This window comes from Phycicoccus ginsengisoli, from assembly GCF_054779295.1.
Window position 1 is genome coordinate 84,290 of the sequence record NZ_BAAGYN010000005.1, and the last position, 21,872, is coordinate 106,161.

A 21,872-nucleotide genomic window follows, 5' to 3' on the forward strand; every position below is an offset into this window, starting at 1 on the left:
GCTGACCGGAGCCGCGGCGGGTCGCTGACGCGGCGGCCGCTTGTCTCGTGTCTCCTCAACGGGAGCGGCTCGCCTCAGCCGGATCGGCGCGCCTCAGCGGGAGCGGCGCGCTGCCACCAGGAGGGCGAGGGCGTCCGCGACATCCTGCGGCTCGGCCACCCGCCACCCGGCGGCGGTCTGCCCGTCGCCGACCTTGACGCCGACGTCGCCCTCCCGCTGGCGCGTGAACACGTCCTCGTCGGTGACGTCGTCCCCGAAGTAGACGAGGACGCCGGCGCCCACGGCGGCCCGGAGCTCGCCCAGGGCCGTGCCCTTGTCGGCGTCGTGGACACTCAGCTCCACGACGTGCTTGCCCTGCATGACCCGGATGCCGTCGTGGCGGGCGACGACGTCGAGCACCGCCTGCTCGGCCCGGGCCGCGTCGTCCTCGCCCAGGCCGCGGGTGTGCGCCACGACGGCGCTGGGCTTGGTCTCCAGCCGGATCCCGGGCAGCCGACGGCGCAGGGCCTCGAGCTCCTCCGTCAGGCCCCGCAGGGCCTCGCGCTCGTCGTCGGTGAGGGCGGTCCCGCCCGGCGCGGCACTGGTCTCGGCGCCGTGGCTGCCGATGAGGGTGACGGCGTCGTCGTCATCGAGCCCGGTCAGCCGGCCCAGGGTGGCGAGGTCCCGCCCGCTCACCACGGCGGCATACGTCCCCGGAAGCTCGACGAGGTGGCGCAGCGACTCGACGGTGCCCGGCAGGGGTCGTGAGGTCGACGGGTCGAGGACGAGCGGGGAGAGCACGCCGTCGAAGTCGGTCGCCACCAGCAGCGAGTCCGCTCGAGCAGCAGCCGTGAGGGCGTCCGCGACCCCGTCGGGCAGCCCCATCAGCGGGCTGCCGTGGGCCGGGTCGCCAGGTGCCGGTCGCGGGCGGTGCGGTCGGCGGCGGCGTGGGCGTCGTCGGCCCGCTGCTCGCGCACCGTGCGCTGCGGGCGGTCCGGCGCGGTCTCGAGGTTCTCGAGGAAGCGTGCGGCCCAGCGCTGCACGTCGTGGTCCGCGACCCGCCGGCGCATGGCCCGCATGAGGCGGCGCTTCTCCTTGTCGGGGGTCTCGATCGCCCGCATGATCATCTGCTTGAGACCCGCGATGTCGTGCGGGTTCACGACGAACGCCTGGTGCAGCTCGTGGAAGGCGCCGGTGAACTCGGACAGGACCAGCGCGCCGCCCTCGTCGTACCGGCAGGTGACGTACTCCTTGGCGACGAGGTTCATCCCGTCGCGCAGCGGCGTCACGAGCAGCACGTCGGCGGCGAGGTAGAGGGCCGCCATCTCCTCGCGCGGGTAGGAGTGGTGCAGGTAGTGCACGGCCGGCGCGCCGATCCGGCTGAACTCGCCGTTGAGCCGGCCCACCTCGCCCTCGATCTCCTGGCGGAGGGCCTGGTATGCCGCCACGCGCTCGCGGCTGGGCGTGGCGACCTGGACGAACACCTCGTCCGGGGGAGCGACCCTTTCCTCGGCGAGGAGCTCGCCGTAGGCCTTGATCCGGTGGCCGATGCCCTTGGTGTAGTCGAGCCGGTCCACGCCGAGGATCAGCGTCCGGGGGTTGCCGAGCGACTCGCGGATCTCCTTGGCCCGCACCGCCGTCTCCGGGCGCCGGGCGTTCTCCTCCAGGCCCACGAAGTCGATCGAGATCGGCACCGCGCTCGCCCGGACGCGGCGCGCGTCCTCGGCCCGGGACACTGCGACCACGTCGCCCTTGGTGGGCAGGCCGAGCAGCTGGCGGCAGGCGCGGACGAAGTTCTGCGCGTCCGCCACCCGCTGGAACCCCAGGTAGTCCGCGCCGAGCAGGCCCTCGAGCACGGCCTTGCGCCACGGCAGCTGGGCGAACAGCTCCACGGGCGGGAAGGGGATGTGGTCGAACCAGCCGATCCGCACGTCGGGCCGCAGCTCGCGGACCATCGCGGGCACCAGCTGCAGCTGGTAGTCGTGCACCCACACCGTCGCGCCCTGCTCGGCGACCTCGACGATCGCCTCGGCGAACCGGCGGTTCACGCGCTCGTACGCGGCATACCACTGGCGGTGGAAGGAGGCCGGCACGATGACGTCGTGGTAGATCGGCCACAGGGTGTCGTTGCTGAAGCCCTCGTAGTACTCGGCGACCTCCTGCGCCGACAGCGGCACCGGGCGCAGGTACATGCCCTGCTCGGTGAACGGCTCGGGCGCGTCGCCGGCCTCGCCGGCCCAGCCGACCCAGGCGCCGTCGCGGCCCTTCATGACCGACTCCATCGCGGTCACCAGCCCACCGGGGCTGGTGCGCCAGGTGGAGCTGCCGTCGGCCTCCACCACCCGGTCGACGGGGAGTCGGTTGGCGGCGACCACCAGGTCGAACGTCTTGCGGCTGCGGGGCACGGGGATCAGCTCCATGAGGGTCGTCATCGGCTGGGTCCACCCTATGCGGCTCCCCTAGCGGTCGCTCGCGACCGGGGACTACGGTCTGTCCATGAGGATCTCGGACGTGGTGCGCCGCAAGGGTGACGACGTCGTCACCATCCGTCCCGACGAGACCGTGGAGCGGCTGCTCCAGCTCCTCGCCGACCATCGGATCGGTGCCGTCGTGGTCAGCGAGGACGGGGAGCAGGTGGCCGGCATCGTCAGCGAGCGCGACGTCGTGCGGCACCTGCACAGCGACGGCCCGGACGTGGTCCGCGCCACGATCTCCTCGATCATGACCGCGGACGTGACCACCTGTGACCCCGACGTGTCCCTCGAGGACCTCGCGCGCACCATGACCGACCAGCGCATCCGGCACGTGCCGGTCGTGGTCGACGGCCGGCTCCACGCGATCGTGAGCATCGGCGACATCGTCAAGCACCGGATGGACGAGCTGCAGGCCGAGCGCGACCAGCTCGTCGGCTACATCCAGCAGTAACGCCAGCCTCACGGAAAGCTCCGGCCCGGTCCCTTACCGTAGGGACGTGACCACCGAGGCCATCCAGGGGAGCGACGGCGGCCGCGGGCTGCCCGAGCAGACCCGGATCGGCGCCTACCGAGTCATCTCCGAGCTCGGCGAGGGCGGCATGGGCGTGGTCCACCTCGCCCTGGACCCCCACGGCAGGGCGGTGGCCCTGAAGCTGCTGCGCCCGCACGTCGCCCACGACCGTGACGCCCGGGCGCGCCTGGCCCGCGAGGTGGACGTGCTGCGCCGGATCGAGGACCCGCGGGTGGCGACCGTGATCGACGCGGACCTCGACGGCGAGCGGCCCTTCCTGGTGACGCGCTACGTGCCGGGGCCCCCGCTCGACGAGGTGGTCCGGGACGGCGGCCCGGTCCGTGGGGAGCAGCTGCTGCGTCTCGGTCGTGGGCTGGCGGAGGCGCTCGACGCCATCCACTCGGCCGACGTCATCCACCGCGACCTCAAGCCCGGCAACGTCCTGATGCTCGACGACGACCCCGTGCTCATCGACTTCGGCATCGCCCACGTCGCCGACGACGTGCGCATCACCATGACGGGCCTGGTCATGGGCACGCCCGGCTACCTCTCGCCGGAGGTCGTCGAGGGGGCCCCGGTCACGGTGGCGACCGACTGGTGGGGCTGGGCGGCCACGCTGGCCTTCGCCGCCAGCGGGGCACCGCCCTTCGGCCGCGGCCCGATGGACCTCGTCCTGTCGCGGGTCAGCCGCGGGGAGGCCGACCTCACCGGCGTGGACCCCAGGCTCGCCCCGCTGCTGCACGCCGCCCTGTCCCCCGTGCCGCGCGAGCGGCCCGACATCGACGAGGTGCTCGACGCGCTCGAGCGGTATGCCACCGGGCGGCCCGTCACCCAGGCGCTGCCGCCGCCTGTGCGGGGCACGCAGGTGCTCGAGCAGCGACCCACCGCCCAGTGGGAGAGGGCCGAGGGTGCACCGCCGGCGGGGCTCCTGCCAGCCGGGTCCCCGGCGCAGGACCAGGGGTGGTTCCGGAGGGACGTGGAGCCGCAGCCGCAGGCGTGGACCGACCGGCCGGGGGACCAGCCGGAGGACCTCGTTCCCTGGGACGGCGGCGAGGAGGTCTCCGACTGGCAGGCGGCCTGGCAGGGCGGCCCGGGTGAGCCCGACCCCCGCATCGACCGCCCCCAGCGCACGGGCACCCTGGTGGCCATGCTCGTCGCCGTCGTCGCGCTGACGGCCGCCTTCCCGGTCGTCGCCGGGGCCGTGGCGGTCCTGTGGTCCTGGGCGGCGCGCACCGCCGACCGGTCCGTGACCTCCCTCGTCGTGCGCCGCTACCACCGCGGTCGGCGCCGCTCGGACGTGCCGCTCGCCGTCGCGGCGAGCCCGTGGCACCTCGTCGTCGGAGCCCTCGCCACCGTGGCCGGAGCGCTCCTGCCACTGGTCGTCGGCGCGTGCGCGGTCTTCAGCGCCGCCCTGGCGACGGTGGCGGTGACGGGGGGCTCGCCGCAGCCGGACGCGGCGCTGCCCCTCGCCGTGGGCGGTGCGCTCACGACCCTGATGGCCTGGTGGGGGCCCGGCGGTTCGGGCCTGCGCCGCGGCTCGCGCAGCATCGTCCGTGGCGTCAGCCGGGGCCCCCGCGCGGCCCAGGTGCTCGTCGCCGTGTCGCTCGTGGTCGCCGCCGGGTGCGCCCTGTGGAGCCTCCAGCACGCCGGCCAGCCCGACTGGTGGCCCGCGCAGTCCCCGTCCGGGCTGCTGCCCGGCGGGGTCGCCGTCCGCTGATGACCGAGGGGACCCGCCCGGCGCGACCGCGCCGGCCCGCGCTGCGCCACAGCCGCATCTGGCGTGGCGAGGAGGTCACCGAGACGATCTCTATGGTCGACTCGCTGCGGCACACGCCGTACCGCAACGCGCGGGTGCGCCAGGCGGTCGCGGAGGAGCGGGAGGCGCGGGCCTCCCTCGACCTCGCCCTGCGCGTGGGCGAGCTGATGCTGCGCTGCGGTGCAGGGGCGCCCCAGGTCGAGGCGTCCGTGGTGGCCGTCGCAGCCGCGGCCGGCCTGGACAACCTCGAGGTCGACATCACCCTGCAGTCGTTGCTCGTCCAGTGCACCTCCCCGTCGGGGGCGCCGCTGACGATGCTGCGGGTCGTCCGGTCGTCGACCCGCGACTTCGCCCGGCTGGCCGCGGTGCACGAGTTCGTCGAGAACCTCGTCGCCGGCAGCTACGACCGCGAGGCCGCCGCCGCGAGGCTGCGCGAGATCCGCCGGGCGCCCCGGTTCTGGCCGCGGTGGGCTGTGCGCGGCGCCCTCGGCGTGCTGGCCGCCGCGATCGCGGTGATGCTCGGGGCCGGGCCGATGGCCGCCCTGGTCGCCGGCGTTGCCGGGCTGCTCGTCGGGTATGCCGCGCGCTCGCTCGGGCGCGCGGGCCTGCCGGACTTCTACCAGTGCGCGGTCGGCGGGTTCCTCGCGACCGCCGTCGCCTGGGGCGCGTTCAGCCTCGGGGCCGCCGGATGGGTGCCCGTGTCGTCGACCGAGTTCGCCTACATCGTCGCCGGCGGCATCACGGTGCTGCTGCCAGGGCGGACGGTCGCGTCGGCCTTCGAGGACGCCATCTCCGGCTACTCGGTGACCGGGGCGGGGCGCATGTTCGGCGTCTTCCTCACCACGGCCGGGATCATCCTCGGGGTGGCCACCGGGCTCTCCGTGACCCTGGCCGTCACGCAGGCCCTCGACCTGCGCCTGGTCAACCCCTCCATCGTCGCCACCCGCCAGTACTCCGCCCCGGTGGGCATGGCCGTCGCCGGTGCGTTCGTCGTGGGCGTGGCAGGAGCCCTCTCCCTGCGCAGCCGTCGCGGCCTCGTCGTGCCCGCGGGGCTGCTCTGTGCGGCGGCGGGTGTCGCCTCGCTCTTCGTGAGCAGGGTCGACGGGCTCGGCCCGCTCGCGGCGGCCGGCGCCGCGGCGACCGCGCTGGGCGCCCTCGGGCGGGTCGGGGGCCAGTGGCTGCGCGCCCCGGCGATGGTCCTGGTCGTGCCGGCGTCGTACGGGCTGCTGCCCGGTCTGGCGATCTTCCGAGGGCTGTACGAGATGGTCAACGGGTCGCGGCCGGACTCGGGGACGCTGTCCCTGCAGGGTGGTCTGACGACGTTGCTGGGGGCGATGGCGGTGCTGCTGGCCATCGCCGCGGGCACCGTCCTCGGTGACTACCTGGGGGCCCCCTTCGACCGGCGAATTGTCCAGAAAAGGCGCGCCAGGTCCAGATAAGTCCTCGTCCGTTCGGATGATATGTCGACCTGGGCTTGTGACCGTCCCGTGACCTATCTACCTTGGACGAGTGCGCCTCCCGGCTCACGCCACAACTGCACACGGCATACCCACAGCAACCGCACACCCACCGCGCCGAACCTCGTCAGGTGGGTGTCCCGCCGGGCACCAGCCCGGGCAGACGAGGGCGGGGGAACCACCTCGGTCGCCGACGGCGGCCTTGGGGTGAAGCCGGCTCCGGCCGGCCGGGCACCTGACAGCCCGAACCCGACAGCTCACCTCGAAGGCGCCGGTCAGGAAGGACCCCCCGCCCCCATGTTCTATGCCCCCAAGCACTCCGCCCGTAAGCCCAACCCGGTCCGCCGCCGGGTCGCGGGCGTCGCCGTCGCCGGTGCCGCCACCGTCGCCGGCGGCATCGCCACCGCCACCTCCTCCTCCGCAGCGGGGACGGTCTGGGACCGGGTCGCCGCCTGTGAGAGCGGCGGCAACTGGAGCATCAACACCGGCAACGGCTACTACGGCGGCCTGCAGTTCTCGTCCGGCACCTGGAGCGCCTACGGCGGTGGCCGGTACGCGCCCCGCGCGGACCTCGCCAGCAAGGGCGCCCAGATCACCGTCGCCCAGCGCGTGCTCGCCTCGCAGGGTCCGGGCGCCTGGCCCACTTGCGGTGCACGGGCCGGCCTGACCCGCTCCAACGGCGGCGCGGTCAGTGCGGGCTCGACGTCCTCGGGTGACTCGGTGTCGCGCTCAACCGTGCGCAGGGCCCCCGCCCGACAGGCCGCTCCGGCCGGCAAGCTGGCCGTCGACGGCATCCGCGGCCCGAAGTCGAACGCCGCGATCGAGCGCTGGGTGGGTGCCGCGGTCGACGGGTCCCTCTCCCGGTCGGACGTGCGAGCGCTGCAGCGCAAGGTCGGCTCGACCCCGGACGGCGTCATCGGCCCCAAGACGGTCGGCGCCCTGCAGACCAAGATCGGTGCCCGCCACAACGGGTCCCACTCGCTGGACCGCGCGACGGTCCGGGCGCTGCAGAGCTACCTCAACAGCCACTGACCCGTCACCCACCGCTGGTGGGTCGACCCTGACGGACCACTCCGACGGGCCCGCGCACCACGCGCGGGCCCGTCGGCCTGTGCGGTGGGTATGCCGTGCCGCCGGTACGATCGTCGCCGTCCGCCTGGCGGGCACGCCGGTGTGGCGCAATCGGTAGCGCACCTGTCTTGTAAACAGGGGGTTGTGGGTTCGAGTCCCATCGCCGGCTCTCTGACCAGCACGAACACCTCAGGCCGGGGTCCACAGCACCCCGCTCGCCCACGCATCGCGGTATCTCGGTGCGTCAAGCCGTGGTTGACGCGGCACCCCCGTCAACCTAACCTTGACGCCATGGAGGTGGCGGAGTCCGCCCTGAAGCACGGGATCGACGAAGCCGACATCAGACATGAATGGACCAACGCCATCCGGCTGGTCGAGTACGAGTACGGCGGCGAGGACCGTCTTCTAGTGATCGGCCCGGACCAACACGGTCGGATGCTGGAGCTCGTCGCTGTGCCAGCCGGAGAGCCGACCCAGATCATCCACGGCGATCGGCTACGGCCCAGGTTCTTCGACTATTTGAGATGAGGTGAATGACATGGCACTGAAGACCAACCATGACCACACCGGTTTGGACGAGCTTGACCCATCGACTCACCCGGCCCGCGATGCCGCGTCCTTTCGCCGCATCATCGCCGCCAGGAGTCAGCTGGTGCATGCCGAGCAGGAGCTGCGGGAGGCGGTCCGCGCGGCCCGTGCGGCCGGCGACTCTTGGACGGTGATCGGTGCTGCGCTGGACATCTCGCGTCAAGCTGCCCAGCAACGGTTTGGCCAGCACTGACGGCGGCGGATGAGTGTGTTCTGGCCCCGCGCGCAGTCCGGGGACGGCAGTGTTGGCATATCCGAGTGGAGATCCGACCCAGGGGGCGCAGTGGAGTCCACCAGGTCCCCCAAGGCTGAGGCCTTGCTTGTCGCTGCGCTGACTGCTCTGGTCGCAGCGGCGCTCATCGCAGTCGACATGGCCCCGCCCGCATTCGACAGTTTCGTCTGGTTGGGCGGAACCGTTCTGGCCGCGACCCTCGTGGCGCTGTGGCGACGCCGACACTGGCCAGCACGCCCTTGGGTCGTCCTTGCAGCGTCGTTCGGCTTCGTCGCAGCCGGCTATGCCCTGTGGCTCTGGTGGTATCTCGCAGCTCACCAGCCGCATCTGGTCTAGCCCTTCGATGAAGCGCCCGGTCATCGGCAGGGTTGCGTGGAATGTCCGGTTGTTCCGTTGAAGCGTGGCGCGTAGGCACTTCCCGTTGATATCGGACGACGACAAACGGGAGGCCCACGGGCGGGTGTCGAAGTGCCACCCCCACATCCCCCCAGCGTTCGTCAATGCCGTGGTGGCCACGGCCGCAGGCCTCACCCTGGTGAATCCTCCCGGCTGAAGCTGCGGCCGCCTTCCGCGGGGTCGTCGTCCACCGCGTCCTGCGTGCCGATCCGACCGACCTGCTCGCGACGCCGCTCTGCTCCTGGCCGCCGGGACTGCCCGATGGCGGCTGGCCCGGCCGCGCAGGCGTGCCGGCGCTGCCGCGGACGTATGGGTGGGGGCGAAGGCTCTCCGGCATACCTCCTGTAGAGTTTGCGCATGCATGCAAGCACGCAACCTCCGGTCTGGCCGGACGACGTGGTGACCCTGGCGGTCGAGGTGCTGCGCGTGCTGGCGGACCCGACCCGGCTGCAGCTCGCCGGGTTGCTCCTCGACGAGGAGCAGTCCGTCTCCGATCTCGCCACGACGCTGGACAAGCCCGTGCCCGGGGTCTCCCAGCACCTGGCGAAGATGCGCATGGCCCGGCTGGTCACGACGCGCAAGCAGGGGACCTCCGTGTTGTACCGCGTCGAGAACGGGCACGTGCGCCAGCTGGTCGTCGACACGATCGGACACGTCGAGCACCTGCTCGATGCCGTGCCCGCCCGCCACCGGACCGCGGAGGCGACGGCGTGACGCACAGGCTGCCCGACCACGGCCCGGGCCATCAGGACCCGGACCACGGTCACGACCATGGCCACGGTCACGACCACGGTCACGACCATGACCATGACCACGCCTCAGGCTGGTGGCCGCGAGTGCTGCACGCCCTGTCGGAGCTGCTGGGCGGACACTCCCACGACGCGGCCGGCCAGGTCGACGAGGCGCTGGAGGCGGACGCCCGAGGCCGTCGTGCCCTGTGGATCAGCCTCGCTGCCCTGGCCGTCACCGCCCTGCTCCAGGGGCTGGTCGTGGCCTTCACGGGCTCCGTCGCGCTGCTCGGGGACACGCTGCACAACCTCGCCGACGCCGTCACGGCGGTGCCTCTCCTCATCGCGTTCTGGCTGGCCCGACGGCCGGCCAACGACCGTTACACCTACGGCTACGGCCGGGCCGAGGACCTCGCCGGGCTCTTCGTCGTCGCGATGATCGCCCTGTCGAGCCTGCTGGCAGGGTGGGAGGCGGTAAGCCGACTGCTGCACCCGCGCGAGGTGTCACACCTGTGGGCCGTGGCGGCGGCCGGCGTCATCGGGTTCGCCGGCAACGAGCTGGTGGCGCGGTACCGGATCAGGGTCGGCCACCAGATCGGGTCGGCGGCCCTGGTCGCGGACGGCTTGCACGCGAGGACCGACGGGTTCACGTCGCTGGCCGTCGTCGCGGGAGCAGCCGGGGTGGCGGCGGGCCTGCCCTGGGCCGACCCGGTCATCGGGTTGCTGATCGCGGTGGCGATCCTCGGCGTCCTGCGCTCGGCCGTCCGCCAGGTCGGCGCCCGGCTGATGGACGCCGTCGAGCCGGAGCTCGTCCGGGCCGGACGCGCGGCCGTCGCCACGGTGGACGGAGTGCTGGACGTGCGGGACCTGCGACTGCGCTGGATCGGGCACACCCTGCACGCCGACGCCGACGTCACCGTCCCCGCGCAGCTGCCGGTCGTCGAGGGACACGAGATCGCCCACCACGCCGAGGCGCACCTCCTCGAGGCGCTGCCGCGCCTGTCCAGCGCGGTCATCCACGTCAGCCCGTCCGGCTCCCACCCGTAGCTCCGCCCCGGGCGCGCGCGAGGGGCACTCGGACGGTGAACGTCGCCCCCCGGCCGGCCCCGTCGCTGCTCGCCGTGAGCGTTCCGCCGTGGGCGTCCACGATGGCGCGGCTGATGGTCAGCCCGATGCCCGTCCCGCCGTGGTGCCGCCGGGCAGGGTCGGCGCGGTAGAAGCGCTCGAACACGTGGGGCAGGTCGGAGGCGCTGATGCCTGATCCGGTGTCGGTGACCACCAGCTCGACGGTGTCCCGGGCGCCGGGCCGGGCCAGGAGGCTCACGACCCCACCGGCCGGTGTGTGGTGCAGGGCGTTGTCCAGGAGGTTGGCCAGGACCTGGCCCATGCGGTCGGCGTCCACCTCGACGCTGCCGGACGCGCTCACCTCCGTGCGCAGGGTGACGGAATGCCCTTGGTACGCCTCGGCCGCCGCTGCTGCGGCGGCGTGGACGAGGTCTGCGGCGGGCGTGGCGACGGGGTGGACGTCGAGGCGACCTTCCTCCGCTCGGCTGACCGCGCTGATGTCGTCGGCCAGGCGGTGCAGGCGACGGGTGTTGTCCCGCAGGACCGTCATGGTGGCGGGGTCGGCGGCCCGCACGCCGTCCTCGATGGCCTCGAGGTGGGCCTCGATGCTGGCCAGCGGGGTGCGCATCTCGTGGGCGAGGTCGGAGAGCAGCCGGGTGCGCGTGCGCTCGACGTCGCCGAGGCGGGTGGCGAGCTCGTTGACCGTGCCGGCGAGGTGGTCGAACTCCTGCCCGAGACCCACCGTGGGGACCCTGGTGTCGTAGTGCCCGTCGGTGATCCGGGTGGCCGAGCCCGCGACCGCGTCGGTCGAGCGCTGCAGGCGGCGGCTGAACCAGGCGGTGACGACCAGCGCGATGGCGACGGCGGCGAGCAGCCCGGTCCCGAGGGCCACCAGCAGCGAGTCCCGGAACCCGCGCTCGATGTGCTGCAGCTCACCGCTCGTGTGGCCGCCGCCGGCCTGGACCAGGTGCTGGTGGAAGATCCCCGGGCCGATGGCCGACGCGACGAGCCAGGCCGTGCCCGCCCCCGCGACGAGGAGCAACGCCTGGGCCAGCAGCAGACGGGTGGACAGCCCCAGCGGACGACCCGCTCGAGGCCGGGTCCCGGCGCTCACGTGCCCGTACCCATGCGGTACCCCACGCCCCGCACCGTCCGGATGAAGCGCGACGCCGCGGCGTCGTCGCCCAGCTTGCGCCTCAGGTGCAGGACGTGGACGTCGACGAGGTGCTCGTCGCCGACCCATCCGGTCCCCCACACGGCGTGGATGAGCTGGCGCCTGGTGAAGGCAAGCTGAGGCCGCTCGGCCAGGGCGGCGAGCAGGTCGAACTCGGTGCGCGTCAGCGGGACGGGCTCGCCGTCGACCCATACGTCGCGTCCGAGCGGGTCGATCGACAGGGCGCCGAACGACCGGACGTGCGACTGCGGTTGCCCCCTCGTGCCGAGCGGCCGGGGGCGCCGCAGCATGGCCCTCAGCCGGGCGACGAGCTCGCGTGGGCTGAACGGCTTGGTGACGTAGTCGTCCGCCCCCACGGACAGCCCGACCAGCGTGTCCACCTCGTCACTGCGAGCCGTGAGCATGACGACGTAGGCGTCGGAGAAGGTCCGCAGCTCTCGGCACACCTCGAGCCCGTCCTGTCCCGGAAGCCCCAGGTCGAGCACGACCACGTCGGGGTCGAGCTCTCGGGCCACCTCGACGGCGCGGAGCCCGTCGTGCGTCACCTGCACCTCGTAGCCGTCCCGGACCAGGTAGCTCGCCACCAGGTCGGCCATCGGCTCGTCGTCCTCGACCACCAGGGCCCGCAGCCCGGTCGTGCGGCTCGGGGGTGGGGACGCGCTGATGGTCACGGTGCCATCGTCCCAGCCCGATGGCACCGGTCGCCCGGGCGGAGGGTCCCGGTGCTGCTTCTTCAGCGAACCTTCATCGTCCGACGACCCGACCAGGGGGACGGGCGGCGGACCCTGTGAACACCGAGGAAAGGAACGGTGGTCACGATGATGGGCTGGTACGAGGGGACGGGCTGGGGCACCTGGGTGTCGATGGTGCTGGTCATGGTCGCGTTCTGGACGCTGGTGGTCGTCGGCATCGTCGCGCTGCTGCGCTGGACCGCGACCCCGCGCAGCGTGGACAGGCGAGACACCGAGCCGCGGACGGAGCGCGCCCACGAGGTCTTGGCCGAGCGTCTCGCCCGCGGTGACATCGACGAGGCCGAGTACGCCTCTCGCCTGGCCGCCTTGCGGGGCAGGGCATGAGCGCACCCACGGCCGGTGCCCGCCTGCTGTCCCGACGGGCGGTCCTCGCGGGTGTCGCGGGACTGTCGGGGGTCGGTGTGCTCGCGGCGTGCGGCGGCCCCGGGTCGACGCTCGTCACTCCCTCGGCGGCAGCCGTGCGGGGAGCCGAGCGTGCGCGCCGCCACACCGGTCGCACGGTGACTGCCCGGCTCGCCGCCGCTCCCGGCCGGGTGGACCTGGGTGGGGCCGTGGTGGACACCTGGTCGTTCGGCTCCGTCCCCGGTCCCACCCTGCGAGCCACCGCCGGTGACCGACTGGTGGTGGACCTCACGAACCACCTGCCCGACCCGACCACACTGCACTGGCACGGAGTCGCGCTGCGCAACGACATGGACGGCGTGCCGGACGTGACGCAGCACCCGGTGGCTCCGGGGTCGGCGTTCCGGTACGACTTCACGGTCCCGGACCCCGGCACCTACTTCTTCCACCCGCACGTCGGCGTCCAGCTCGACCGCGGCCTGTACGGCACCCTGGTCGTGGAGGACCCGGCCGAGCCCGGGGCCTACGACCTCGAGTGGCTCGTCGTCCTCGACGACTGGGTCGACGGGACGGGCCGTACCCCCGACGAGGTCCTGGCGTCGCTGCGTGCCGGCACCCCGGGTGCGGGGATGGGCGGCGGCATGGGCGGCATGGGCGGTATGGGTGGTGGCGGCCTGGGCGCGTCCGGAGGCTCGGCGCTGCTCGGGCACGCCGGTGACGTCGACTACCCCTACTTCCTCGTCAACGGACGGGTGCCGGCGGCGCCGGTGACCCTGACCGGGCGGTCCGGGCAGCGCGTCCGGCTGCGGGTGGTGAATGCCGCGTCCGACACGGCCTTCCGGGTGGCCGTGGGCGGGCACCTGCTGACGGCCACCCACGCCGACGGGTTGCCGGTCGAGCCGGTCACCGGTCAGGCGGTCCTGCTCGGCCAGGGAGAACGGGTGGACCTCCTGCTCAGGCTGGGCGACGGCGCCTTCCCGCTGGTCGCGTCGGCCGAGGGCAGGTCCGGGTACGGGCTGGCCGTGATCCGTACCGCCTCGGGGGCGGCGCCGTCGGCCGGCGCAGTGCCGGGGGAGCTCGGCGGCCGTCTCCTGACCGTGGCCGACCTGTCCGCCCGTGAGTCCGTGGCCATGAGGGCACGGCGGGTCGACCGCGCCCACGACCTGCTGCTCGGTGGGTCGATGCGCGGCTACCGGTGGACCATCAACGGGCGCACCTATGACGAGCAGCAACCCCTCGAGGTGCGCCAGGGGGAGCGGGTCAGGCTGCGGCTGCGCAACGCCACCATGATGTTCCACCCGATGCACGTCCACGGCCACACGTTCGGTGTCGTCGACGCGACCGGCCGACCTGGGGTCCGCAAGGACACGGTCATCGTCCGGCCCATGCAGACGGTGCTCGTCGACCTCGACGCGACGAACCCGGGGCAGTGGATGACGCACTGCCACAACGCCTACCACGGCGAGGCGGGCATGATGACGACCCTGTCCTACCGCACCTGACATCCGGGGCCGCGCACCCGGCCCACCGTCCGGGCGCGACGCCGCGGCGCCCGGGTCTTCATCGAACCTTCATCGGATGCCCACGGGACCCCGCGGGCGCGCGGGCGAGGGTGGTGCCGCAGGAGCCGAGCCGCGCCCCTGCGCAGTGGTGCCGGCCCCGTCTCGGGACCGGACCTCGCAGCCGACCACTCAAGGAGCCCCCGTGCGCCGCACCCTCCGCGCCCTCGCCGTGACCGCCTCGCTGGCGACGACCCTGGCAGTCGCAGAATGCGGGTCCGGCTCGCACGACACGATGACCGGCATGAACGGCATGGGGACGTCTCCGGGCGCCGCATGGTCGGCACCCTCATCGGCCTCGGCAGGGGACGTCATGTTCGCCCAGATGATGGTGCCCCACCACCAGCAGGCCGTGGAGATGGCCGACCTGGCCCTGGCCAGGTCACAGTCCGCTCCGCTGAAGTCGCTCGCCGCCGACATCAAGGCGGCCCAGGGGCCGGAGATCACCACGATGAACGGGTGGCTGCGGGAGTGGGCCGCCCCGGCCACGGCCGGCGGGATGGACCACGGCACCGACGGCATGATGAGCGACGCCTACATGGCCGCGCTGCGGCAGGCGGGTGGTCAGGCGTTCGACCGGATGTGGTTGACCATGATGGTCGCCCACCACGAAGGCGCGGTGACCATGGCCGAGAACGTCCTCGCGACCACCAAGAACCCCCAGGTCCGCACGCTCGCCCAGGACGTTGTGGACGCGCAGGCGAAGGAGATCTCCACCATGAAGGGCATGCTCGCCGGCTGAGGCACCCCGGGCTCGGCCGAGCCGTGCTCCCGGCGCCCTCGTGAGGTTTCGCCCCGGTGACAGGGTGGAGGAGCCGGAGGAACATGGCGGGCAGCCGGCCATCCGTGGCGGCGTACTCGGGTTCGGGGGATGGGTGTGAACCGGACGCTTCCAGCGACAGCCGCGTTGGTCGCTGCCACGGCGGTGTGGGGCTCGACGTTCGTGGTGACCAAGGGGTCGCTGGAGCAGTTTGCGCCCGCTTCGTTCCTCACGTGGCGGTTCGGGGTCGCGGCCGTCGTCCTGCTCCTCGTGCGCCCGGGGGCAGTGACGCGGCTGGGCCCTGCCGAGTGGCGTCGCGCCACGGTGCTGGGTGCGGCCCTGTCGGGAGGATTCCTCCTGCAGACCAACGGTCTTCGCTCCACACCGGCGGGGGTGTCGGGGTTCATCACGGGCGCCGCCGTGGTCCTCACGCCGGTCGTGGCCGGGCTGCTCTTCCGGGAGCGGGTGGGCCTGTCCGGGTGGCTCGCCGTGGCCACGTCGGCGGTCGGCATCTCGGCACTGACCGGTGGCGCCGGTGCACCCCCGGCGGCCGGTGCCGCCCTCACCCTCGGTGGTGCGGCGTGCTTCGCCGTCCACATCGCCGGCCTGAGCCGGTGGTCGACACCGCACACGGCATACGCCCTCACCGCGGCCAGCGTGACGGTGGCCGCCGTCGTGTGCCTCGGCGCGGCCCTTGCGGGCCGCGACCTCGGTCCCCCGGCGACCGCGGGCGGATGGGCGGCCGTGCTCTACCTGGCGCTGCTGGCCACGTGCGTCGGGTTCGCGGTGCAGGCGTGGGCCCAGAGCGCGCTGAGCGCCACCACCGCGGCGGTCACGATGACCATGGAACCGGTGTTCGCGGCCGTGATCGCCGCTGTGCTCGGCGAGCGGCCACTCGGCGTCCCCGGGTGGTTCGGGGGAGCGCTCGTCGTCGTGGGGATGGGGGTCGCCGAGCTCGGCCAGCGCCGGTGCTGCGACGCGCTCTCGCCCCGGGTGGAGTGTTGTTGACGGAGCCCTCGGATGCGTTCCCCGACGCGAGGGTGGACGCAGCGCCCGGAACCGGGTCGTCGGTCCTGCCTGCGCTGACCGTCAGCCGGTCTTCTCGTCCCAGGAGCCGTTGGGGGACACGACCCACCACAGGCCACCGGAGGCGTTCACGCCCTGGCCGTTGACGTCGCCTGCGGCCCGGTCGGCGGCGTACGTGTACATGGGGTACCCGTCGACCGTGAGCTGCTTCGTGCCGTCGGAGCGGGTGATCGCGCCGAACGTGGCGGTCACACCCGGGACCGGGTGGGTGGGCGCGTCGGCGGCCGGAACGGGCGGCCAGTAGGTCGCGCACGATCCGGTGCAGTTCGAGTGGCCCTTGGTGTCGCGGGCGAACGCGTACATCGTCATCTTCTGGGACGTCACGAGGATGGTGCCGAAGCGGGATCCGGCGGTGGCCACACCGCCTCCGCCGGCGACGACCGACGAGGCACTGGACCGGGCGGGTGGGTTGCCGTAGCGGCCGGCCGCGGCCGACGAGCCGGACGAGCTGGTCGTGGCGGCCGAGCCGCCCGCCGACGAAGAGCCCGCGGGAGCGTTGCCGTAGAGGCCGCCGCCGGAGGACCCGCTGGAGGATCCGCACCCGGCGAGGAGAAGGGCGCCGGCGACGGCCGCAGCGGCGCGGAGGGTGGTGGGTGATGGACTGGACATGACGCGCCTCGGAACTCTCACGGAACTGGTACCCGTCCTGACGTGAGCGGACCGACCGCGGTTCACTTCCCCGCGACCGGGGGCGTCAGCCGCGGCAGGCTCGTCCTGTTCCAGTTGACAGAACATGACAAAGCGGTCGACGATCGATTGGCTTCAAGCAGTCGGGGCCCCCAGACATCGTCGTCGCCAGGAGCCCTGTCATGACCGACTTCCTCGAGCCGACGGTCGCCGGCAGGCCCTCCTCGGCGACCAGGCTCCCGGCCGACCCGGCGCAGTGGACCGTGCGCCAGCTCGTCGCGGCGCTCGCCGAGCTCGAGGACGCCCTGCGCGATCGGCCCGTGGCGTCCGGCACCCGGGTCCCGCCCTACCTGCAGGCCGCCATCGACCGCGAGCAGGCGATCCTCGCCGAGCTGCACCGCCGGTCGGCGGCCGACTCCGCCCCGGTCTGATTCCGGTCAGGAACTGACCGCTGGGGTCCCTAGCGTGGAAACCGGTCGCCGGACCTCCCGGCGGCACCACGAGAGGACCGTCATGGACTACCGGATCGAGCTCGTCCCCATCGCCAGCGCCGACGTCGACCGGACGAAGGCCTTCTACGAGCAGGTCGGCTGGACCGCCGAGCACGACCAGACCCCCGCGGAGGGCCTGCGTTTCGTCCAGGTCACCCCACCGGGCTCGGCGTGCTCGTTCTGCTTCGGCACCGGCCTGCAGATGTTCCCGGAAGGCCAGACGCAGCACCTCCAGGCCGTGGTGGCTGACGCGGACGAGGCCCACGCGGAGCTCACGAGCAGGGGGATCGACTGCTCCGAGGTCCAGGACCTCGCGTGGGGCCGGTTCGTGCGCTTCACCGACCCCGACGGCAACGTGTGGTCCCTCCAGCAGCTGCCGGACCGGTCGGCCTGACCACCTGACCGCCCGACGCGGACGGGCAGCCGGAGGAGCTCCTGCGGAGCCCTCCCGGACGGACCCGGCCACCGCGGGGGTCTCAGCCCCCGTAGACCGCGACCTCGCTGGCCTTCACGGTGAGCACGACCTCGTCGCCGGGTGCGATGCCGAGCTCGGCCAGGGCCGCTGGGGTGATGTCGGCCGAGAGGTGAGGCGTGTGCACGCGCAGCAGGTGGCCGTGCGGCTCCAGCTCCGTGACGGTGGTCCGAACCACGTTGCGCGGGCTCCCGTGCGGCTCCTGGCGGTAGACGCCGACCGCCGCCGGGCTGAAGACGGCGACGGCCGGCTCGCCCTCGCGCAGGCCCTGCTCGGACATGCCGGCGACGTGCAGCCCGCCGGGCCCGTCCACGCCGCCCCCGCGGGCGGTCCCGCGCACGAGGTTGAGCCCGGCGATGCGCGCCGCGAAGGCGCTGGTCGGCCGGGTGAGCACCCGGGACGTGGAGCCCTGCTCGACCACCCGGCCGGAGTCGAGCACGACGACCTGGTCGGCCAACAGGACAGCGTCCAGGACGTCGTGCGTCACCAGGACGGTGGTGCGCTCGGCCAGCACCCGGCGCAACAGCTGGCGCAGGGCGGGAGCCGCCTCGACGTCGAGGGCCGCCAGCGGCTCGTCGAGCAGCAGCAGGGCCGGCTCGGTGGCGAGGGCCCGCGCCACCGCGACCCGCTGCGCCTGTCCGCCGGACAGCTGTGCGGGGGTGCGGTCGGCCAGGTCGGCCGCGTCCACCTCGCGCAGCCACTGGGAGGCGAGCTCGCGCGCGCGGCCGCGCGGCACACCGGCACTGCGCGGGCCGAAGGCGACGTTCTCGGCGACGGACAGGTGGGGGAACAGCCGGGCGTCCTGCGCCAGCAGGGCCACTCCCCGGGCGTGCGGCGGCACCTCGCGCTGCGATCCGTTGCTGCGGAACAGGATCCGGTCGTCGAGGACGACCTCGCCGCGAGTGGGGCGGAGCAGCCCGCACAGGGCTGCCAGGGTCGTGGACTTGCCCGCGCCGTTGGGCCCGAGCAGCGCGACGGTATGCCCCGTGGGGACGTCGAGGGCCAGCTCGAGCCCGCGCTCGGGGACGTCGATGCGCGCCCGCAGGCTCACAGGGCGGTCCGGGAGCGGCGGGTGAAGGTGATGACGACGGTCGACACCGCCACGAGGACGAGCGAGAGCGCGACCGCCGCCTGGGGGTCGGTCTCACGCTGGAGGTAGATCTCGAGCGGCAGGGTCCGGGTCACTCCCTGCAGGGAGCCGGCGAAGGTGATCGTGGCCCCGAACTCGCCGAGGGCACGGGCGAACGCCAGCACGGCACCCGACGCGAGACCCGGCAGGACCAGGGGCAGCGTCACGCGCCGGAACACCGTCGTGGGGCGTGCCCCCAGGGTCGCGGCGACCTCCTCGTAGCGCTCGCCCGAGCTGCGCAGGGCGCCCTCGAGGCTGACGACGAGGAAGGGCAGGGCCACGAACGTCTGGGCCATGACCACCGCCGTGGTCGAGAAGGCGACCTGCACGCCGAGCACCTCGAGGCTTCGCCCCAGCAGTCCGCGCCGGCCGAAGGTGTAGAGCAGGGCGATGCCGCCCACGACCGGGGGCAGCACCAGGGGCAGCAGGACCAGCGAGCGGGCGAGGGCCTGGCCCCGGAACCGGGTGCGAGCCAGGACGACGGCCATCGGGACCCCGAACAGCACGCACAGCACCGTGCTCGCCAGGGACGTGCGCAGGCTCAGCCACAGGGCGGCCTGGGAGGACTCCGAGGACACCAGGGCGCCGAACCGGCTCCACTCGATCCGTGTCAGCATCGCGACCAGGGGCAGCGCGACGAAGGCCGCCCCCACGACGGCGGGGACGAAGAGCCAGGCGGGCAGCCCGACCCGGTGGGCGCGCACCTCAGGGCCCGGCGAAGCCGGCACGGGCGAGGACCTCCTGGCCCTGAGCGCCCGTGACGGCCTGCACGAACGCGGACGCGAGCGCCGGGTTTCGGCTGCCCTTGAGCGCCGCGATGGGGTAGGTGTTGACGGCTTGGGACGCCTCGGGGAACTCGACGCCCTGCACCGAGCCGTGGGCGCCCTTGACGTCGGTGACGTAGACCAGGCCGGCGTCCGCCTCGCCGGTGGAGACCTTGCCGAGCACGTCGGTGACCGACTGCTCCTCGCTGACCGGCTTCAGGTCGACCTTCCCGGCCGTCTCGACCTTGGCCGCGGCGGCGCCGCAGGGGACGGCCGGGGCGCAGACGACGACCTTCAGGACGGGCCGGGCCAGGTCCTGCAGCGAGGCGACCCGGGCGGGGTTGCCCGGCGGAACTGCGATCTCGAGCGTGTTGGTGGCGAAGGCGACGGGCGGGCCGGCCGTGAGGGAGTCGGCCGTCGCCTTGGCCATGTTCCTCTCGTCGGCCGAGGCGAACACGTCGGCCGGCGCCCCCTGCTGGAGCTGGGCGACGAGGTCGGAGGAGCCGGCGAAGCTGAAGCTGACCGTGGTGTCCGGGTGCGCCTTCTCGAACTGCGCGCCGATCTCGGTGAACGTCTTCTTCAGGGAGGCAGCGGCGTACACCGTGATCTCGCCGGACAGCGGGCCGCCGGAGGTCGCACCGGTCGAGCCCGAGCCTGAGACCGGGCGCGAGCCGCTGCCCTGGGGTGACGCCTCGCCGGACCCGCAGGCCGCGACGAGCCCCACCACCGCGAGGACGGCCAGCGCCGGGAGCGTCCGGGCGGCCCGTGCGCCGGCCGGCCTGCGCCACGGGAGGCTCATGACGCCCCCACCGGGGTCTCGACGATGACGGTCGTCGACTTGACCACCGCGATCGCGACCGAGCCGAGCTCGAGCCGGAGGTCGTCGACGGCCTCGCTGCTCATGAGCGAGACCACGCGGAAGGGCCCGCACTGCAGCTCGACCTGGGCCATGACCGTGTCGCGCCGGATGTCGGTGACCAGGCCGACGAAGCGGTTGCGGGCCGAGCGCCCGACGCCCGACGGGTCCTCGACGGCTCGAGCCTGCTCGCGCGCGAGCAGGGCGACGCGGTAGCCGTCGACGACCTTGCGCCCCGCGTCGTCGGCCTCGGCCGGGAGCGCACCACTGTCGACCCAGCGGCGCACGGTGTCGTCGCTGACGCCGAGGAAGGTGGCGGCGTCACGGACCCTCATGAGCGGCATGGGAGCGACTCTACAGACGCAGGTGCGGGTGGAACAGGGCCATCGGCACTGATCCGCGGATCAGGAGTCCTCCGGCTCCGGCGGGTCCTGGGCGCCGTCGCGCTCGTCCCGATCGGCCCACTCGAGCAGTGGGTCGATCCGGAACACCGCGTCGTCGATGCCTGCGTGCAGGTCGCCCTTCTCGGCATACCGTCCCGGCACGGTGGCGATGGTGAAGTCGTCCGGCTCCACGTCGTCCACCTCGTCCCAGGTGATCGGGGTCGAGACGGTGCCGATCGCGTTGCCGCGCACGGAGTATGCCGCGGCGATGGTGTGGTCGCGCGCGTTCTGGTTGTAGTCGACGAACAGGTCCGCCGGGTCGCGGTCCTTGCGCCACCACGTGGTGGTGACGTCGTCCGGCAGACGGCGCTCCACCTCGCGGGCGAACGCCAGGGCCGCCCGGCGCACGTCCTTGAAGCCCCACTCGGGCTCGATCCGGACGTAGACGTGGACCCCCTTGCCACCACTGGTCTTCGGCCACCCGACGGCACCCAGCTCATCGAGCACCTCGTGCACGACGGGCACCACCTTCTGCACCCGGGACCACGGGCAGTCCGGGCCTGGGTCGAGGTCGATCCGCCACTCGTCCGGCTTCTCGACGTCGGCGCGGCGGCTGTTCCACGGGTGGAACTCGACGGTCGACATCTGCACCGCCCAGATGACCTGGGCGAGCTCGGTGACGCACAGCTCGTCGGCCGTCCGGTTCCAGCGGGGGAAGGTGAGCCGGACGGTCTCCACCCACGGCGGCGCGCCCTGGGGGATCCGCTTCTGGTGCACCTTGTCCCCGCCCCCGACCCCCTTGGGGAACCGGTGGAGCATGCACGGCCGCTCGCGCAGGGCGTTGACGATGCCGTCGCCGACCGACAGGTAGTAGTTGACGAGGTCGAGCTTGGTCTCGCCCCGGGCGGGGAAGTAGACGCGGTCGGGGTTGCTGATCCGCACCTCGCGGTCGCCGACCTCGACCTCGAGGGCGGGGGAGCTCGCCTTGGCTGTCATGGGCTCCACGCTAGGGGAGGGTCGCCGCGGACGCTGCCCGGTCGGTCCGTGGTGGTTCGACGTCACTCATCCCTTTTGTCTACGACGTATGGCCGATGCCGCGTACTAGGACCCCGCCATAGCGTGAAGCCTTCGGAATCCTTCCTTAGCCTCGACATACCGCCGGTTCGTTCGGCTGGGTGCGATGAGGGACCCGGGACCAGCCAGGGCCGGGACCACCGAGC

At 73.3% G+C, this 21,872-nt stretch carries 24 protein-coding genes, 1 tRNA gene and 1 riboswitch; of the genes, 15 read left to right on the plus strand and 10 right to left on the minus strand.

The genetic code is table 11. The features are described from left to right. Positions 1-93 precede the first annotated feature (93 nt). Together otsB and ACYVDO_RS09805 are read right to left on the minus strand one after the other, a co-directional pair. A complete protein-coding gene (otsB, locus tag ACYVDO_RS09800; protein ID WP_460935243.1) occupies positions 94-864 on the minus strand; it encodes a trehalose-phosphatase in 771 nt (256 codons plus the stop codon). Continuing rightward, positions 864-2,411, minus strand: a complete 1,548-nt coding sequence (locus ACYVDO_RS09805; protein WP_460935245.1) for an alpha,alpha-trehalose-phosphate synthase (UDP-forming) — start codon at positions 2,409-2,411, stop codon at positions 864-866. The genes otsB and ACYVDO_RS09805 overlap by 1 nt, the downstream gene beginning before the upstream one ends. A 64-nt stretch (positions 2,412-2,475) precedes the next feature. Between ACYVDO_RS09805 and ACYVDO_RS09810 the strand changes: the two genes are divergently transcribed. From ACYVDO_RS09810 to ACYVDO_RS09850, 9 genes are all read left to right on the plus strand, one after another. Next, positions 2,476-2,904, plus strand: coding sequence for a CBS domain-containing protein (locus ACYVDO_RS09810; RefSeq protein ID WP_460935247.1), 429 nt, complete (start codon positions 2,476-2,478; stop codon positions 2,902-2,904). 46 nt (positions 2,905-2,950) lie between these two features. Further along, positions 2,951-4,681 (plus strand): serine/threonine-protein kinase, encoded by a 1,731-nt coding sequence (locus ACYVDO_RS09815; RefSeq protein WP_460935249.1) that lies wholly within the window; start codon positions 2,951-2,953, stop codon positions 4,679-4,681. Continuing rightward, entirely contained in the window at positions 4,681-6,159 is a 1,479-nt protein-coding gene (locus ACYVDO_RS09820) for a threonine/serine exporter family protein (RefSeq protein WP_460935251.1), read from the plus strand. Before ACYVDO_RS09815 ends, ACYVDO_RS09820 begins: the two co-directional genes overlap by 1 nt. A 188-nt stretch (positions 6,160-6,347) precedes the next feature. After that, a riboswitch (cyclic di-AMP (ydaO/yuaA leader) is annotated at positions 6,348-6,442 on the plus strand. Positions 6,443-6,474: 32 nt separating this feature from the next. Further along, positions 6,475-7,209: a transglycosylase family protein gene (locus ACYVDO_RS09825; RefSeq protein ID WP_460935253.1), complete on the plus strand. Its 735-nt coding sequence runs from the start codon at positions 6,475-6,477 to the stop codon at positions 7,207-7,209. 135 nt (positions 7,210-7,344) lie between these two features. Beyond that, a tRNA-Thr gene (locus ACYVDO_RS09830) sits at positions 7,345-7,417 on the plus strand. A gap of 122 nt (positions 7,418-7,539) precedes the next feature. Beyond that, positions 7,540-7,776 (plus strand): hypothetical protein, encoded by a 237-nt coding sequence (locus tag ACYVDO_RS09835; RefSeq protein WP_460935255.1) that lies wholly within the window; start codon positions 7,540-7,542, stop codon positions 7,774-7,776. A 10-nt stretch (positions 7,777-7,786) separates the two neighbouring features. Next, positions 7,787-8,029 (plus strand): hypothetical protein, encoded by a 243-nt coding sequence (locus ACYVDO_RS09840; protein WP_460935257.1) that lies wholly within the window; start codon positions 7,787-7,789, stop codon positions 8,027-8,029. Positions 8,030-8,821: 792 nt separating this feature from the next. Further along, positions 8,822-9,178: an ArsR/SmtB family transcription factor gene (locus ACYVDO_RS09845; RefSeq protein ID WP_460935260.1), complete on the plus strand. Its 357-nt coding sequence runs from the start codon at positions 8,822-8,824 to the stop codon at positions 9,176-9,178. Between the two features lie 122 nt (positions 9,179-9,300). Continuing rightward, positions 9,301-10,239, plus strand: a complete 939-nt coding sequence (locus ACYVDO_RS09850) for a cation diffusion facilitator family transporter (protein WP_460935262.1) — start codon at positions 9,301-9,303, stop codon at positions 10,237-10,239. Here ACYVDO_RS09850 and ACYVDO_RS09855 read toward each other — a convergent pair. Both ACYVDO_RS09855 and ACYVDO_RS09860 read right to left on the minus strand, forming a co-directional pair. After that, complete coding sequence (locus ACYVDO_RS09855; RefSeq protein WP_460935264.1) at positions 10,214-11,371, minus strand: sensor histidine kinase; 1,158 nt, start codon at positions 11,369-11,371, stop codon at positions 10,214-10,216. The two genes, ACYVDO_RS09850 and ACYVDO_RS09855, sit on opposite strands and share 26 nt — an antisense overlap. Beyond that, positions 11,368-12,027: a winged helix-turn-helix domain-containing protein gene (locus ACYVDO_RS09860; protein WP_460935761.1), complete on the minus strand. Its 660-nt coding sequence runs from the start codon at positions 12,025-12,027 to the stop codon at positions 11,368-11,370. Before ACYVDO_RS09860 ends, ACYVDO_RS09855 begins: the two co-directional genes overlap by 4 nt. Before the next feature lie 213 nt (positions 12,028-12,240). On the opposite strand from ACYVDO_RS09860, the gene ACYVDO_RS09865 reads away from it, so the two are divergent. From ACYVDO_RS09865 to ACYVDO_RS09880, 4 genes are all read left to right on the plus strand, one after another. Then, positions 12,241-12,507 (plus strand): SHOCT domain-containing protein, encoded by a 267-nt coding sequence (locus ACYVDO_RS09865; RefSeq protein WP_460935266.1) that lies wholly within the window; start codon positions 12,241-12,243, stop codon positions 12,505-12,507. Then, a complete protein-coding gene (locus ACYVDO_RS09870; protein WP_460935268.1) occupies positions 12,504-14,027 on the plus strand; it encodes a multicopper oxidase family protein in 1,524 nt (507 codons plus the stop codon). Before ACYVDO_RS09865 ends, ACYVDO_RS09870 begins: the two co-directional genes overlap by 4 nt. 202 nt (positions 14,028-14,229) lie before the next feature. Continuing rightward, entirely contained in the window at positions 14,230-14,826 is a 597-nt protein-coding gene (locus ACYVDO_RS09875; RefSeq protein ID WP_460935270.1) for a DUF305 domain-containing protein, read from the plus strand. 165 nt (positions 14,827-14,991) lie between these two features. After that, positions 14,992-15,852, plus strand: a complete 861-nt coding sequence (locus ACYVDO_RS09880) for a DMT family transporter (protein ID WP_460935272.1) — start codon at positions 14,992-14,994, stop codon at positions 15,850-15,852. Between the two features lie 81 nt (positions 15,853-15,933). Here the strand turns inward: ACYVDO_RS09880 and ACYVDO_RS09885 are convergent, their stop codons facing one another. After that, complete coding sequence (locus ACYVDO_RS09885) at positions 15,934-16,539, minus strand: COG4315 family predicted lipoprotein (protein WP_460935274.1); 606 nt, start codon at positions 16,537-16,539, stop codon at positions 15,934-15,936. A gap of 200 nt (positions 16,540-16,739) precedes the next feature. Between ACYVDO_RS09885 and ACYVDO_RS09890 the strand changes: the two genes are divergently transcribed. Together ACYVDO_RS09890 and ACYVDO_RS09895 are read left to right on the plus strand one after the other, a co-directional pair. Next, positions 16,740-16,988 (plus strand): hypothetical protein, encoded by a 249-nt coding sequence (locus ACYVDO_RS09890; RefSeq protein WP_460935276.1) that lies wholly within the window; start codon positions 16,740-16,742, stop codon positions 16,986-16,988. 82 nt (positions 16,989-17,070) lie between these two features. Beyond that, positions 17,071-17,442, plus strand: a complete 372-nt coding sequence (locus tag ACYVDO_RS09895; RefSeq protein ID WP_460935278.1) for a VOC family protein — start codon at positions 17,071-17,073, stop codon at positions 17,440-17,442. Between the two features lie 82 nt (positions 17,443-17,524). Here the strand turns inward: ACYVDO_RS09895 and ACYVDO_RS09900 are convergent, their stop codons facing one another. From ACYVDO_RS09900 to ligD, 5 genes are read right to left on the minus strand one after another with little or no spacing between them, the layout of a single operon-like run. Then, on the minus strand, positions 17,525-18,571 hold the full coding sequence (locus tag ACYVDO_RS09900) for a sulfate/molybdate ABC transporter ATP-binding protein (protein WP_460935280.1): 1,047 nt from the start codon (positions 18,569-18,571) through the stop codon (positions 17,525-17,527). Further along, the gene (locus ACYVDO_RS09905) at positions 18,568-19,332 is read right to left on the minus strand and encodes an ABC transporter permease (RefSeq protein ID WP_460935763.1); all 765 of its coding nucleotides are present in this window, start codon (positions 19,330-19,332) and stop codon (positions 18,568-18,570) included. The genes ACYVDO_RS09900 and ACYVDO_RS09905 overlap by 4 nt, the downstream gene beginning before the upstream one ends. A gap of 22 nt (positions 19,333-19,354) precedes the next feature. Continuing rightward, positions 19,355-20,212 (minus strand): molybdate ABC transporter substrate-binding protein, encoded by an 858-nt coding sequence (gene modA / locus ACYVDO_RS09910; protein ID WP_460935282.1) that lies wholly within the window; start codon positions 20,210-20,212, stop codon positions 19,355-19,357. Continuing rightward, on the minus strand, positions 20,209-20,613 hold the full coding sequence (locus ACYVDO_RS09915) for a TOBE domain-containing protein (RefSeq protein WP_460935284.1): 405 nt from the start codon (positions 20,611-20,613) through the stop codon (positions 20,209-20,211). Before ACYVDO_RS09915 ends, modA begins: the two co-directional genes overlap by 4 nt. A gap of 60 nt (positions 20,614-20,673) precedes the next feature. Next, positions 20,674-21,648, minus strand: a complete 975-nt coding sequence (gene ligD / locus ACYVDO_RS09920; RefSeq protein WP_460935287.1) for a non-homologous end-joining DNA ligase — start codon at positions 21,646-21,648, stop codon at positions 20,674-20,676. Positions 21,649-21,872 lie beyond the last annotated feature (224 nt).

Coding starts and splice junctions, on each gene's coding strand:
- modA (WP_460935282.1), bottom strand. CDS start 20,212: ATGAGCCTCCCGTGGCGCAGGCCGGCCGGCGCACGGGCCGCCCGGACG.
- ACYVDO_RS09870 (WP_460935268.1), top strand. CDS start 12,504: ATGAGCGCACCCACGGCCGGTGCCCGCCTGCTGTCCCGACGGGCGGTC.
- otsB (WP_460935243.1), bottom strand. CDS start 864: ATGGGGCTGCCCGACGGGGTCGCGGACGCCCTCACGGCTGCTGCTCGA.
- ACYVDO_RS09885 (WP_460935274.1), bottom strand. CDS start 16,539: ATGTCCAGTCCATCACCCACCACCCTCCGCGCCGCTGCGGCCGTCGCC.
- ACYVDO_RS09845 (WP_460935260.1), top strand. CDS start 8,822: ATGCATGCAAGCACGCAACCTCCGGTCTGGCCGGACGACGTGGTGACC.
- ACYVDO_RS09860 (WP_460935761.1), bottom strand. CDS start 12,027: ATGGCCGACCTGGTGGCGAGCTACCTGGTCCGGGACGGCTACGAGGTG.
- ACYVDO_RS09890 (WP_460935276.1), top strand. CDS start 16,740: ATGACCGACTTCCTCGAGCCGACGGTCGCCGGCAGGCCCTCCTCGGCG.
- ACYVDO_RS09895 (WP_460935278.1), top strand. CDS start 17,071: ATGGACTACCGGATCGAGCTCGTCCCCATCGCCAGCGCCGACGTCGAC.
- ACYVDO_RS09810 (WP_460935247.1), top strand. CDS start 2,476: ATGAGGATCTCGGACGTGGTGCGCCGCAAGGGTGACGACGTCGTCACC.
- ACYVDO_RS09915 (WP_460935284.1), bottom strand. CDS start 20,613: ATGCCGCTCATGAGGGTCCGTGACGCCGCCACCTTCCTCGGCGTCAGC.
- ACYVDO_RS09805 (WP_460935245.1), bottom strand. CDS start 2,411: ATGACGACCCTCATGGAGCTGATCCCCGTGCCCCGCAGCCGCAAGACG.
- ACYVDO_RS09825 (WP_460935253.1), top strand. CDS start 6,475: ATGTTCTATGCCCCCAAGCACTCCGCCCGTAAGCCCAACCCGGTCCGC.
- ACYVDO_RS09840 (WP_460935257.1), top strand. CDS start 7,787: ATGGCACTGAAGACCAACCATGACCACACCGGTTTGGACGAGCTTGAC.
- ACYVDO_RS09820 (WP_460935251.1), top strand. CDS start 4,681: ATGACCGAGGGGACCCGCCCGGCGCGACCGCGCCGGCCCGCGCTGCGC.
- ligD (WP_460935287.1), bottom strand. CDS start 21,648: ATGACAGCCAAGGCGAGCTCCCCCGCCCTCGAGGTCGAGGTCGGCGAC.
- ACYVDO_RS09835 (WP_460935255.1), top strand. CDS start 7,540: ATGGAGGTGGCGGAGTCCGCCCTGAAGCACGGGATCGACGAAGCCGAC.